Here is a 13,136-nt window from a genome sequence, read left to right on the forward strand (position 1 = left end):
GGCGGGGTTTACCACTGGACAGGCCCCGCCCCCACCGAGGTGGGAACGGGGCCTGTCAGTCACTCAGTTCAGCGGAAGTCGCTGCCGAGATCGTAGTCATCCAGCGGGATGGCGTGGAACTCGGGAGCTCCGTCGCCGCCCAGCGTGTCGTAGGAGAAGTCACTGAATGCGCTGGGGCCGGTAAACAGGTTGGCCTTTGCTTCTTCAGTGGGTTCCACGGTGACCTCGGTGTAGCGCGGGAGACCCGTGCCGGCCGGGATGAGCTTACCGATGATGACGTTTTCCTTGAGGCCGAGCAGCGGATCGCTCTTGCCTTCCATGGCCGCCTGCGTCAGGACGCGGGTGGTTTCCTGGAAGGAAGCTGCGGACAGCCAGGACTCGGTCGCCAGGGACGCCTTGGTGATGCCCATGAGCTCGGGACGGCCGGAGGCCGGCGTCTTGYCCTCGGACACAACGCGGCGGTTGGCCTCTTCGAAGCGGCTGCGTTCGGCGAGCTCGCCGGGCAGCAGATCCGATTCGCCGGACTCGATGACCGTGACGCGGCGCAGCATCTGGCGGACGATAACCTCGACGTGCTTGTCGTGGATACCGATGCCCTGGCTGCGGTACACGCCCTGGACTTCGTCCACCAGGAACTTCTGCGCGGCACGGGGGCCCATGATGCGCAGCACCTGCTTGGGGTCGACCGGGCCGTTGATGAGCTTCTGGCCGACGCTGACGTGATCGCCGTCTTCGATGAGGAGACGTGAACGGCGCAGCACCGGGTAAGCGATCTCTTCGGATCCGTCATCCGGGGTGATGACCAGGCGCATCTGGCGCTCGGACTCTTCGATGGTGATGCGGCCGGCTGCTTCAGCAATCGGTGCGACACCCTTCGGAGTACGGGCTTCGAAGAGCTCCTGGATACGGGGCAGACCCTGGGTGATGTCGTCGCCGCCGCTGGCGGAAACAGCACCACCGGTGTGGAACGTACGCATGGTCAGCTGGGTGCCCGGCTCACCGATGGACTGCGCGGCAATGATGCCCACGGCCTCACCGATGTCGACGGTCTTGCCAGTGGCCAGCGAACGGCCGTAGCACAGGGCGCAGGTGCCGACGCTGGACTCACAGGTGAGTACGGAGCGGACCTTGACCTCGGTGATGCCGGCTGCGAACAGTTCGGCAATGACGACGTCGCCGCAGTCGGTGCCGGCCGCTGCCAGGACCTTGCCCTTGGAGTCGACGACGTCCACGGCCAGGGTGCGGGCGTAGGCGCTGTTCTCGACGTTCTCGTCCAGGACGAGGACGCCGTTGGCGTCGGCCACCGCGATGGCGGTCATCAGGCCGCGTTCGGTGCCGCAGTCCTCTTCGCGGACAATGACGTCCTGCGAAACGTCCACCAGACGACGGGTCAGGTAACCCGAGTTGGCGGTACGCAGGGCGGTGTCAGCCAGACCCTTACGGGCACCGTGCGTGGCGATGAAGTATTCCAGCACCGAGAGACCCTCACGGTAGGAGGACTTGATCGGACGCGGGATGATTTCACCCTTAGGGTTGGCCACCAGGCCACGGATACCCGCGATCTGACGGACCTGCATCCAGTTACCACGGGCGCCCGAGGACACCATGCGGTTGATCGTGTTCATCGGGGACAGGCTGTCACGCATCGCCTGGGCGATCTCGTTGGTTGCCTTGTTCCAGATCTCGATCAGTTCCTGGCGACGCTCGTCGTCGTCGATCAGGCCCTTGTCGTACTGGCCCTGGATCTTGGCGGCCATGGTCTCGTAACCGGCGAGGATTCGCGGCTTGTCCGTGGGCACCTCGATGTCGGAGATGGCAACGGTGACGCCGGACCGGGTGGCCCAGTAGAAACCGGCATCCTTCAGGTTGTCCAGCGTTGCCGCCGTGATCACCTTCGGGTAGCGCTCGGCGAGGTCGTTGACGATCCGGGACAGCTCGCCCTTGTCGGCAACATCCTCAACCCACGGGTAGTCCGCGGGCAGCGTCTGGTTGAAGATGACCTGGCCGAGGGAGGTCTCGACCAGTGCGGTCTGACCGGGCTCCCAGCCCTCCGGGGCTTCCCAGCCTGCGTAGGGCACGAAGCCCTCGAGGCGGATCTTGACCTTGGAGTTCAGGTGCAGCTCGTGGAGGTCGTAGGCCATGATGGCTTCCGCGACCGAGGAGAAGATCCGGCCTTCGCCAGCTGAACCGACACGCTTGGTGGTCAGGTGGTAAAGACCGATGATCATATCCTGCGACGGCAGGGTCACCGGGCGGCCGTCGGACGGCTTCAGGATGTTGTTCGAGGACAGCATCAGGATGCGGGCCTCGGCCTGGGCCTCGGGGCTCAGCGGCAGGTGAAYTGCCATCTGGTCGCCGTCGAAGTCGGCGTTGAACGCGCCACAAACCAGCGGGTGCAGCTGGATTGCCTTGCCTTCAACGAGCTGCGGCTCGAACGCCTGGATGCCGAGACGGTGCAGGGTAGGTGCACGGTTCAGCAGCACCGGGTGCTCGGTGATGATCTCTTCGAGGACGTCCCAGACCTGCGGACGGTAACGCTCCACCATGCGCTTGGCCGACTTGATGTTCTGGGCGTGGTTGAGGTCAACCAGGCGCTTCATCACGAACGGCTTGAAGAGCTCCAGGGCCATCTGCTTCGGCAGACCACACTGGTGCAGCTTCAGCTGCGGGCCGACGACGATGACCGAACGGCCGGAGTAGTCGACGCGCTTGCCAAGGAGGTTCTGGCGGAAACGGCCTTGCTTGCCCTTGAGCATGTCGCTCAGGGACTTCAGCGGACGGTTGCCCGGTCCGGTGACCGGACGGCCGCGGCGGCCGTTGTCGAAGAGGCTGTCAACAGCTTCCTGAAGCATGCGCTTCTCGTTGTTGACGATGATCTCCGGAGCACCGAGATCAAGCAGGCGCTTGAGGCGGTTGTTGCGGTTGATCACGCGGCGGTAGAGGTCGTTGAGGTCGGAGGTCGCGAAGCGGCCACCGTCCAGCTGGACCATCGGGCGCAGTTCCGGCGGGATCACCGGGACGGCGTCCAGCACCATGCCGAGCGGGCTGTTGTTGGTCGTCAGGAACGCGTTGACCACCTTGAGCCGCTTCAGGGCGCGGGTCTTGCGCTGGCCCTTGCCGTTGGCGATGATGTCGCGCAGCATGTCCGACTCGGCCTGCATGTCGAAGTTCTCAAGACGCTTCTTGATGGCCTCGGCACCCATGGAGCCTTCGAAGTACATGCCGTAACGGTCGCGCAGTTCGCGGTACAGGCCTTCGTCACCTTCGAGGTCAGCGACCTTGAGGTTCTTGAAACGGTCCCAGACCTGCTCGAGGCGCTCGATTTCGGCGTCGGCGCGCTTGCGGACGTTCGCCATCTGGCGGTCAGCGGAGTCGCGGGCCTTCTTCTTGTCGGCAGCCTTGGCGCCTTCGCCTTCGAGACGGGCGAGCTCGTTCTCAAGGTCGCGGGCGATCGTGGCGATGTCGGAGTCGCGGTTGTCGATCAGCTGCTTCTTCTCGATGTCGTGCTCAACCTGGAGGTTGGGCAGTTCTTCGTGGCGGCTGTCGGCGTCGACGCTCGTGATCATGTAGGCGGCGAAGTAGATGACCTTTTCGAGGTCCTTCGGTGCCAGGTCAAGGAGGTAGCCCAGGCGGGAGGGAACACCCTTGAAGTACCAGATGTGCGTAACGGGGGCGGCGAGCTCGATGTGGCCCATGCGCTCACGGCGGACCTTGGCGCGGGTGACCTCAACGCCACACCGCTCGCAGATGATGCCCTTGAAGCGCACGCGCTTGTACTTACCGCAGTAGCATTCCCAGTCGCGGGACGGGCCGAAGATCTTCTCGCAGAAGAGGCCGTCCTTCTCGGGCTTGAGCGTGCGGTAGTTGATGGTTTCCGGCTTCTTAACCTCGCCGTACGACCAGCCACGGATGTCTTCCGCGGTGGCGAGGCCGATCTGCATGAGGCCGAAGGAGGATTCGCTGGACATATGGTCCCTGTTCTCTCTTGTTCTCTAAATTCTGAAGTCTTGGGTTACGGGAAGAGGGAGGAGCCGGAGAAAAGCAGGTTGGGCCGGTGGGCCGCCTGCTTCTCTCCGGGCCCCTGCTAAACCTCTTCTACGGAACTGGGCTCTGCACGAGACAGATCGATGCCCAGTTCTTCCGCAGCCGTGAAGACTGCGTCATCAGAGTCACGCATTTCAATTGTGGTTCCGTCCGTGGAAAGCACTTCCACGTTCAGGCACAGCGACTGCATTTCCTTGATCAAGACCTTGAAGGACTCAGGAACGCCCGGCTCGGGGATGTTCTCGCCCTTGACGATGGCTTCGTAGACCTTCACACGACCGTGGATATCATCCGACTTGATCGTCAGCAGTTCCTGGAGCGTGTAAGCGGCGCCGTAAGCCTCGAGCGCCCACACTTCCATTTCACCGAAGCGCTGGCCACCGAACTGTGCCTTACCACCCAGCGGCTGCTGCGTGATCATGGAGTACGGGCCGGTGGAGCGGGCGTGGATCTTGTCGTCCACCAGGTGGTGGAGCTTCAGGATGTACATGTAGCCGACCGAGATCGGATCCGGGAACGGCTCGCCGGAGCGGCCGTCGAACAGACGGGTCTTGCCGGAGGAGTTGATCAGGCGGTCGCCGTCGCGGGTGACGTTGGTGGAATCGAGCAGGCCCGTGATTTCCTCTTCACGCGCACCGTCGAAGACCGGCGTCGCCACAGTGGTCTGGCCACTCTCGCGCGGCAGGTTCGGCAGCTGCTTGACCCACTCGGGCTCGCCCTCGATCTTCCAGCCGGTCTTGGCAACCCAGCCGAGGTGCGTTTCCAGCACCTGGCCGACGTTCATACGGCCCGGAACACCCAGCGGGTTCAGGACGATATCAACGGGGGTACCGTCGGCAAGGAAGGGCATGTCCTCAATCGGAAGGATCTTGGAGATAACACCCTTGTTGCCGTGACGGCCGGCGAGCTTGTCGCCGTCGGTGATCTTGCGCTTGGCAGCCACGTAAACGCGCACCAGCTGGTTAACGCCCGGGGGCAGCTCGTCGTCGTTGTCGCGGTCGAAGACGCGGACACCGATCACGGTGCCGGACTCGCCGTGCGGCACCTTCAGGGAGGTGTCGCGCACTTCGCGGGACTTCTCACCGAAAATGGCGCGCAGCAGGCGCTCTTCCGGGGTCAGTTCGGTCTCGCCCTTGGGGGTGACCTTGCCGACCAGGATGTCACCGGCTTCAACCTCGGCACCAATGTGGATGATGCCGCGCTCGTCCAGGCCTGCCAGGACTTCCTCAGACACGTTGGGGATGTCACGGGTGATTTCCTCGGCACCAAGCTTGGTGTCGCGGGCATCGATCTCGTGCTCCTCGATGTGGATGGAGGACAGGACGTCCTCGGCCACGATGCGCTGGGACAGGATGATGGCATCCTCGAAGTTGTGGCCTTCCCATGACATGAATGCCACGAGGAGGTTCTTACCGAGGGCGAGCTCGCCCTGGTCCGTTGCCGGGCCGTCAGCGATGATGCCGCCGACCTCCAGGCGCTGGCCTTCGTTCACCAGGACACGGTTGTTGTAGCAGTTGCCCTGGTTGGAGCGGGCGAACTTGTTGATGCGGTAGTTGGTTTCCGTACCGTCGTCGTTAAGCATGATGACGAGCTCAGCGGAGACCTCGGTGACCACACCGGCCTTCTTGGCGATGGTGACGTCACCGGCGTCGACAGCAGCGGCGCGCTCCATGCCGGTACCGACGAACGGTGCCTCGGAACGGACCAGCGGCACGGCCTGGCGCTGCATGTTGGCACCCATGAGTGCACGGTTGGCATCGTCATGCTCGAGGAACGGGATCAGGGCGGTAGCCACGGACACCATCTGGCGCGGGGAAACGTCCATGAACTCGACGTCGGCGGCGGGAACCAGCACGGGCTCGCCTCCACCACCGCGGGCACGGACCAGGACGGTCTCTTCCGCGAAACGCTTGTTCTCGTCGAGCGGGGCGTTGGCCTGAGCGATCAGGACCTCGGCCTCGTCGTCGGCCGTGAGGTACTTGACCTCATCGGAGACGACACCCTCGGCGACCAGGCGGTACGGGGTCTCGATGAAACCGAACGGGTTGATGCGTCCGTAGGAAGCCAGCGAACCGATCAGACCAATGTTCGGGCCTTCAGGAGTTTCGATGGGGCACATACGTCCGTAGTGGGACGGGTGCACGTCACGAACTTCCATGCCGGCACGGTCACGGGACAGACCACCCGGACCAAGCGCGGACAGGCGGCGCTTGTGGGTCAGACCCGAGAGCGGGTTGTTCTGGTCCATGAACTGGGACAGCTGGGAAGTTCCGAAGAACTCCTTGATGGCTGCCACGACGGGACGGATGTTGATCAGGGTCTGCGGCGTGATGGCCTCGACGTCCTGGGTCGTCATGCGTTCGCGGACAACGCGCTCCATACGGGACAGGCCGGTGCGGACCTGGTTCTCGATGAGCTCGCCGACGGCGCGGATGCGCCGGTTGCCGAAGTGGTCGATGTCATCGATCTCGACGCGCAGCTCGTGGTCCTGGCCGTCGCGCTTGCCCGTGAGGGTCTTCTCGCCGGCGTGCAGTGCAACCAGGAACTTGATCATGGCCACGATGTCTTCAACGTGCAGGACCGAAGCTTCCTTGTCGCCAAGGGAGCGGTCGATGCCAAGCTTGCGGTTGATCTTGTAACGGCCAACCTTGGCCAGATCGTAGCGCTTGGAGTTGAAGTACAGGTTGTCCAGCAGGGACTGGGCAGCCTCAACCGTGGGCGGCTCGCCCGGTCGCAGCTTCCGGTAGATGTCCAGCAACGCGTCTTCGCGGGTCTCGGTGGCGTCCTTCTCCAGCGTGGCGCGCATGGAGTCGTACTGGCCGAATTCCTCGAGGATCTGGCCTTCGGTCCAGCCGAGGGCCTTCAGCAGCACGGTGACGGACTGCTTGCGCTTACGGTCAAGACGGACGCCGACCTGGTCGCGCTTGTCGATTTCGAGTTCGAACCAGGCGCCGCGGGACGGGATGATCTTCGCGGTGAAGATGTCCTTGTCGCTGGTCTTGTCGGCGGTGCGCTCAAAGTAGGCGCCCGGCGAGCGGACCAGCTGGGAGACGACGACACGCTCGGTGCCGTTGACGACGAAGGTGCCCTTCTCGGTCATCAGCGGGAAGTCACCCATGAACACGGTCTGCTGCTTGATTTCGCCCGTGTTGTTGTTCATGAACTCGGCCTTGACGTACAGCGGAGCGGAGTACGTTGCGTCCCGGTCCTTGCACTCGGCCATGGTGTATTTGGGGTCAGCGAACTCCGGCTCGGAGAAGCTCAGGGACATGGTGCCCTGGAAGTCTTCGATCGGGGAGATCTCTTCGAAGATGTCGGACAGACCCGAGGAGGTGGCGACGCTGAGGTCGCCTTCTTCGACGGCCTTCGCAACGCGCGCCTGCCAGCGTTCGTTTCCGACCAGCCAGTCAAAGCTGTCGGTTTGCAGGGCGAGCAGATTCGGAACATCAAGAGGTTCGTGAATCTTTGCGAATGAGAGCCGGCGGGTTGCACCGTCGGTGCTGTCGGCATTGATAGCGGTAGCGTTGTTTACATTAGAGGTGCTCGAGGCGACCAAGAGGGATCCTTCCACAGACCTTCAGGCGTTGTCAGATCTCCCCCGTTATGCACTCTGCAGAATGACTCCGCAGCGCTACCAGTCCGGTTCCGCTATATGACCCGGGACCCGCGCTGTCCATGCTGGTGCACGTTGTAGACGGCACATTGATGGAACAGCTGTCAGGCTAAGCCCACCGCTATATGAAGGCTGAAGGTAAACAGGGAAGACGCAAATATCTACGATACGGCAAAGCAACCTACTTGTCTACCCCACTTCCGGCGGGATTGCAAGCACGAAGTTCTGCCGGGGTTTTTCTGGAGTTCTGCCGGAGTTCTGCTGGACTACTGGCGAAGTCCCGCCGGACGGCGCCCGAGACAGTGGGCGGAACCTGACCGAGACCGTGACCGGGGCCGCCGAATGGATAGGTGACGGGGCTCACGATAACGTAGACATAAGTCGAAAGTAGATCGGAAGAAAACACCATGAGCAATCCCGCGGACAACAACGATGTTGTCATCCTCGCAGCCGCCCGTACCCCCCAGGGGCGCCTGAACGGACAGCTGGCCAGCTTCACCGCCGTCGAACTCGGCACGCACGCCATCCGGGCGGCCCTTGCCGGCAGCGGCGTCAAAGCCGACCAGGTGGACAGCGTAATCATGGGCCAGGTCCTGCAGGCCGGAGCGGGCCAGAACCCGGCGCGCCAGAGCGCCATCGGCGCCGGCATCGGCTGGAACGTTCCCACGGTGACCATCAACAAGGTCTGCCTCTCCGGCCTCACCGCGGTGATCGACGCCGCCCGGATGATCCGCAGCGGCGACGCCACGGTGGTGGTCGCCGGCGGCCAGGAGTCCATGACCCGCGCACCGCACGTGCTGCCCGGTTCCCGGCAGGGCTGGGCGTACGGCACGGTCCAGGCCCTCGACGTGGCCGCGCACGACGGCCTGACCGATGCCTTCGACGGGCAGTCCATGGGACTCTCGACCGAGAGCAAGAACCTGACCCTCGGCATCGACCGGGCCTCCCAGGACGAGGTGGCGGCCCAGTCGCACCAGCGTGCCGCCCGGGCTGCCAAGGACGGCGTCTTCGACGGCGAGATCGCCCCAATGAGCGTCAAGCAGCGCAAGGGCGATCCGATCGCCGTCACCTCCGACGAGGGCATCCGGCCGGACACGACAGTCGAATCGCTGGCCGGTTTGCGAGCCGCGTTCGTCACGGACGGAACCATCACCGCGGGCAACTCCTCTCCCCTGTCCGACGGCGCCGCCGCCCTGGTGCTGGCCAGCCGGCAGTTCGCCGAGGACAACGGCCTCGAGTACCTGGCGGTGGTCGGCAAGCCGGGCCAGGTCGCCGGGCCGGACAACTCGCTGCACTCCCAGCCGTCGAACGCCATCAAGAACGCCCTGGACAAAGCCGGCTGGTCCGCCGCGGACCTGGACTTCATCGAAATCAACGAGGCTTTCGGCTCCGTCGCGGTGCAGTCCCTGAAGGACCTCAACTATCCGCTGGAGCAGTGCAACATCCATGGCGGGGCCATCGCCCTGGGCCACCCGATCGGGGCCTCGGGCGCCCGCCTGGCCCTGCACGCGGCCCACGAACTCAAACGCCGGGGCACCGGCAAGGCGGCCGTGTCCCTGTGCGGCGGCGGCGGCCAGGGCGAGGCGCTGCTGCTGTACCGCGACTGAACCGGCACCCGGCGAACCGGGAAACCGCGGAACCGGGGAAACCGGGGACACCGGGGGGACCGCGCGACACAGGGAACGAGGAACTGCCACGAGGAGCCAGGGAAAGGTTTGACGGGGATGACGGAGCAGGGAGCAACCAGCGGCGGCCGCGAGAGATTCCTGGCCGACGCCGCGGCCCGCGGCCTGGACGTCGAGATCGTGGAACGCCTCGCCGCCCGCAGCCTGGAGGAGGCGGCCGGAATCCTCGGGATCCGGCCCGCGGACATCGTGAAGTCGCTCGTGGTCAAGCACAAGGACGGCAGTTTCCTGTTCGCCCTGGTCCCGGGCGACCGTCAGATCTCCTGGCCCAAGCTGCGGGCGCTGCTGGGCGTCAACAAGCTCTCGCTGCCCGCGGCGGATACCGCCTTCGAGGCCACCGGGTACGAGCGCGGGACCATCACGCCGCTCGGCAGCACCCGCCCCTGGCCTGTCTACGCCGACCAGACCATCACGGGCCGGCGGATCTCCATGGGCGCGGGGGAACATGGCTACAGCGCGTTCGTGGACGCGGACGCCCTGACGGCGGCCCTGGGCGCTGTCGTCGCCGACATCACCGAACCAAACTAGCCCGCCCGGGTTAAAAGCAACGCGGGCTCACTCCCGGGCCCATCCCGACGGCCGGGATGGGCCCGAAGTGACCCCGCGTTTGTTGTTGCCCGCGTTGTTGTTGGAGTTGGGTTAGGCGGTGACCGTCAGTGGCGTCCCGTTGACGGTGAGCCGCCAGTTGGCCTGGCTGAACACGGCGACGTCCAGGGTTCCGCGGTCCACGACATAGTCGATGATGCGCTGCCGGATCTCCTGCTGGCTGTTCGAGAGCACCGGCGCGCTCTTCACGGCCGGGAAGTTGCCTCCGCCGCTCTGCCGGTAGTTGTTGATGGCCAAAGCGAATTCCTGCTCGGGCGCCAGCGGCCGGCCGCCGTAGCTGAGCTTGGCGATCCGGTCCCCCGCCGGCCGGGCGAGGTCGATCTCATAGTTCAGCGGCGCGTCGAGTCCGTAGACGACGTCGTAGTTGTAGTCGGGCGTGCCGTTCGGGGCCGTGGCCGTCACAGCGTTGGTGACGTCCTGGGCCCTGGCCGTCGTGGCGGTCACCGGCTTGAAGTACTGGGCGGACCACTCCAGGTAGGCCTTGACCTGCGCGCCGGTGACCTTGATGGCGAGCAGGGTGTTGTCGAAGATGTACAGTCCTGCGACATCGCGGATGGTCAGCGGTCCGGCCTTGACGTCCACAGCACGGGAGAACGCCGCCGCGATGGACAATACGGGCAGCCCTGCCGCGGGAGTGTTGGCCAGCTCGGCCTTGACGGTGCTGGCCTGGATGTAATTGATGGCGTCGATCGCGGCGGAGTCCTCCCAGCAGGCGGTGGCCGTGCTGAGCGGCGCCGTGGAAGTTCCGATGACCTCGTTGACGTAGTTCACCGTGGCCTCGTGCCCGGCCTGAACGGCCCGGACGACGGCGGGATCGGGGTCGACGGTCTTGGCGTCCAAAAGGAGCGAATGCGCCGCGGTGACGGTCCACTGCCCCTTTTCCTTGACGAGTTCGAGGTCCATGACGGAGACGCGCATGCCCCACTTGAGCGGCTCGGTCAGGAGCACCTGCTTGCCCGTGGCCTTGTTCGTGACGAAGCGCTCGGGGATCTCCAGGTGGGCGTGCCCKACCAGGATGGCGTCGATGCCCGGGACTTCCTCTGCCAGCTGGGTGGACGCGTTCTCGGGGAAGGGCAGGGCGTCACCGTAGGAGGACCCGGGAGTCGCCCCCGAATGGCTCGTGACGATTACGACGTCGGCCCCGGCCGCTTTCACCTGCGGGATGACGGTTCTGGCCTCTTCTACGATGCCGTTGAAATCGAGCTTGCCTTGGACGTTGTCCCGGTCCCAGAGTGCGCAGCCCGGAGTCACCAGGCCGACCAGGCCGACCGTCAGCCAGCCGTTGTCCGTCTTGATCCGCTTCAGGACGTAGGGGGTGAAGGCGCGCCCGCCCGACACGGCGTCGTGCACGTTGGCGCCCAACAGCGGGAAGTCCAGTTGCCGCTCCCAGGTGCGCAGGAGCCCAATGCCGTAGTTGAACTCGTGGTTGCCCAGCCCCACGGCGTCGTAGCCGATCGCGTTCATGGCCAGCGCCATGGGGTGTTTCACGGTTGCCGAGATGGGGTTGATCTTGGCGAAGTAGTAGGCCAGGGGCGTGCCCTGGATGGTGTCCCCGGCGTCGATGGTCAGGGTGCTGGCCGCGCCGCGCTCGGCCCGCATGGCGTTGATCAGGGTCGCGGCCTGGGCAATCCCGATCTTGTTCCCGCCGGCGTCGGCATAGGGGACGTTCTTGAAGTAGTCCCAGTTGAAGACGTTGTTGTGCAGATCCGTGGTGCCGAGCACCGTCAGGGTGAACTGTTTCTTGGCAGTTGCCCTGCCACTGGCTTCGCCGGGGATGGCCTGCGCCGCCGGGGCTCCGGCCAGCGCGGCGGCGGCCGCGCCGCCGCCCACGAGGGCTGCCGCAAGCATGGCGCGGCGGGAGGGGGAAGTGTTTGGGTCCGTCATTGTGGGTGAACTCCTGAACGTTGGGGGCCGGTGGGCACAAATCCAAAGTCTAGGGTCGCGCCATCAAGTGCGACAGGGGTATCAGAAAAACTTTTTTGCCGAATCCTTGGGTACCGTTCACCGGCGCCGGCTTCCGGTCCGGGGGTTTCGGGTTTCCGGTCCCGGGAACGCAGGAAACCCCGCCCACCTGAGTGGACGGGGTTTCCTTCGAGCAGTGCGGATCGCGATGGATCCGGACGGCGAGAGTTACTTGAGGGTAACGCGGGCGCCAGCTTCTTCGAGCTGAGCCTTTGCCTTCTCGGCAGCTTCCTTGGTGGCGCCTTCGAGAACAGCCTTGGGTGCGCTGTCAACCAGGTCCTTGGCTTCCTTGAGGCCCAGGGAGGTGATGGCGCGAACTTCCTTGATCACTGCGATCTTCTTGTCGCCAGCAGCTTCGAGGATGACGTCGAAGTCAGTCTTCTCTTCAGCTTCTTCTGCAGCAGCGGCGGGGCCGGCAACGGCAACAGCAGCAGCAGTTACTTCGAAGGTCTCTTCGAAGAGCTTGACGAACTCGGAGAGCTCGATGATGGTCAGTTCCTTGAAAGCTTCAATGAGCTCTTCGTTGGTGAGCTTCGCCATGGTGTGGCGTCCTTCCTATAGTGGTGCGCGGCGGCCCTGAGGCTCGCTGTCGCACCGGAGTCTTATGGAGAAGAGGACTAGTTCTCTTCGGGGGCTGCGGCTTCGGCCGGTGCTTCGGCCTCGGCTGCTGCATCTGCTGCGGGAGCTTCTTCAGCGGCGGGTGCTTCGGCTGCTGCCGGGGCACCGTTCTCTTCTTCAAGCTTGAGGCGCAGTGCGTCGATGATGCGTACAGCAGCGGCAGCAGGAGCCTTGAGGATACCTGCAACCTTAGCGAGCTGCAGCTCACGGGACTCGAGTGCTGCCAGGGCAGCAACTTCGCTGGCGTTCAGTGCCTTGCCTTCGAAGTAACCGGTCTTGATGACCAGCTGCTTGTTAGCCTTGGCAAAATCCGTCAGGCTCTTGGCAGCGGCAACTGCGTCACCCTTGATGAACGCGATTGCAGTGGGGCCGGCGAGCTGACCGTCGAATGCTTCGACACCAGCTTCCTTGGCTGCAATAGCGGTCAGGGTGTTCTTGACGACCGAGAACTTGGTTTCCTGGCCGAGAGAAACACGCAGCTGCTTGAGCTGTGCAACGGTGAGCCCACGGTATTCGGTCAGGACAGCGGCGTTCGATTCCTTGAAATCGTTAGTGATCTCAGCTACTGCTGAAACCTTGCTAGGCGTTGCCATAACCCTCCTTCCGGG

Annotated in this window: 7 protein-coding genes; 2 read left to right on the forward strand and 5 right to left on the reverse strand. The window is 64.3% G+C overall.

Going from position 1 to position 13,136, the window contains the following annotated elements; translation table 11 throughout:
* Positions 1–68: 68 nt before the first annotated feature.
* Positions 69–3,968, reverse strand: coding sequence for a DNA-directed RNA polymerase subunit beta' (locus tag AC1D2F_RS03100; RefSeq protein WP_476966149.1), 3,900 nt, complete (start codon positions 3,966–3,968; stop codon positions 69–71).
* A gap of 116 nt (positions 3,969–4,084) precedes the next feature.
* The gene (gene rpoB / locus AC1D2F_RS03105) at positions 4,085–7,600 is read right to left on the reverse strand and encodes a DNA-directed RNA polymerase subunit beta (protein ID WP_090575285.1); all 3,516 of its coding nucleotides are present in this window, start codon (positions 7,598–7,600) and stop codon (positions 4,085–4,087) included.
* Positions 7,601–8,064: 464 nt separating this feature from the next.
* Here rpoB and AC1D2F_RS03110 point away from each other — a divergent pair, with 464 nt between their 5' ends.
* Together AC1D2F_RS03110 and AC1D2F_RS03115 are read left to right on the forward strand one after the other, a co-directional pair.
* Positions 8,065–9,264, forward strand: coding sequence for an acetyl-CoA C-acetyltransferase (locus tag AC1D2F_RS03110; protein WP_476966150.1), 1,200 nt, complete (start codon positions 8,065–8,067; stop codon positions 9,262–9,264).
* A 117-nt stretch (positions 9,265–9,381) separates the two neighbouring features.
* Complete coding sequence (locus tag AC1D2F_RS03115) at positions 9,382–9,870, forward strand: aminoacyl-tRNA deacylase (protein WP_229992783.1); 489 nt, start codon at positions 9,382–9,384, stop codon at positions 9,868–9,870.
* A 111-nt stretch (positions 9,871–9,981) separates the two neighbouring features.
* Here the strand turns inward: AC1D2F_RS03115 and AC1D2F_RS03120 are convergent, their stop codons facing one another.
* The 3 genes from AC1D2F_RS03120 to rplJ form a co-directional block, all read right to left on the reverse strand.
* Positions 9,982–11,832 (reverse strand): bifunctional metallophosphatase/5'-nucleotidase, encoded by a 1,851-nt coding sequence (locus AC1D2F_RS03120; RefSeq protein ID WP_476966151.1) that lies wholly within the window; start codon positions 11,830–11,832, stop codon positions 9,982–9,984.
* A gap of 246 nt (positions 11,833–12,078) precedes the next feature.
* The gene (gene rplL / locus AC1D2F_RS03125; RefSeq protein WP_028276543.1) at positions 12,079–12,450 is read right to left on the reverse strand and encodes a 50S ribosomal protein L7/L12; all 372 of its coding nucleotides are present in this window, start codon (positions 12,448–12,450) and stop codon (positions 12,079–12,081) included.
* 77 nt (positions 12,451–12,527) lie between these two features.
* On the reverse strand, positions 12,528–13,121 hold the full coding sequence (gene rplJ, locus AC1D2F_RS03130) for a 50S ribosomal protein L10 (RefSeq protein ID WP_028276542.1): 594 nt from the start codon (positions 13,119–13,121) through the stop codon (positions 12,528–12,530).
* Positions 13,122–13,136: the final 15 nt, after the last annotated feature.

It is taken from the genome of Arthrobacter sp. P1_B3 (assembly GCF_056406615.1).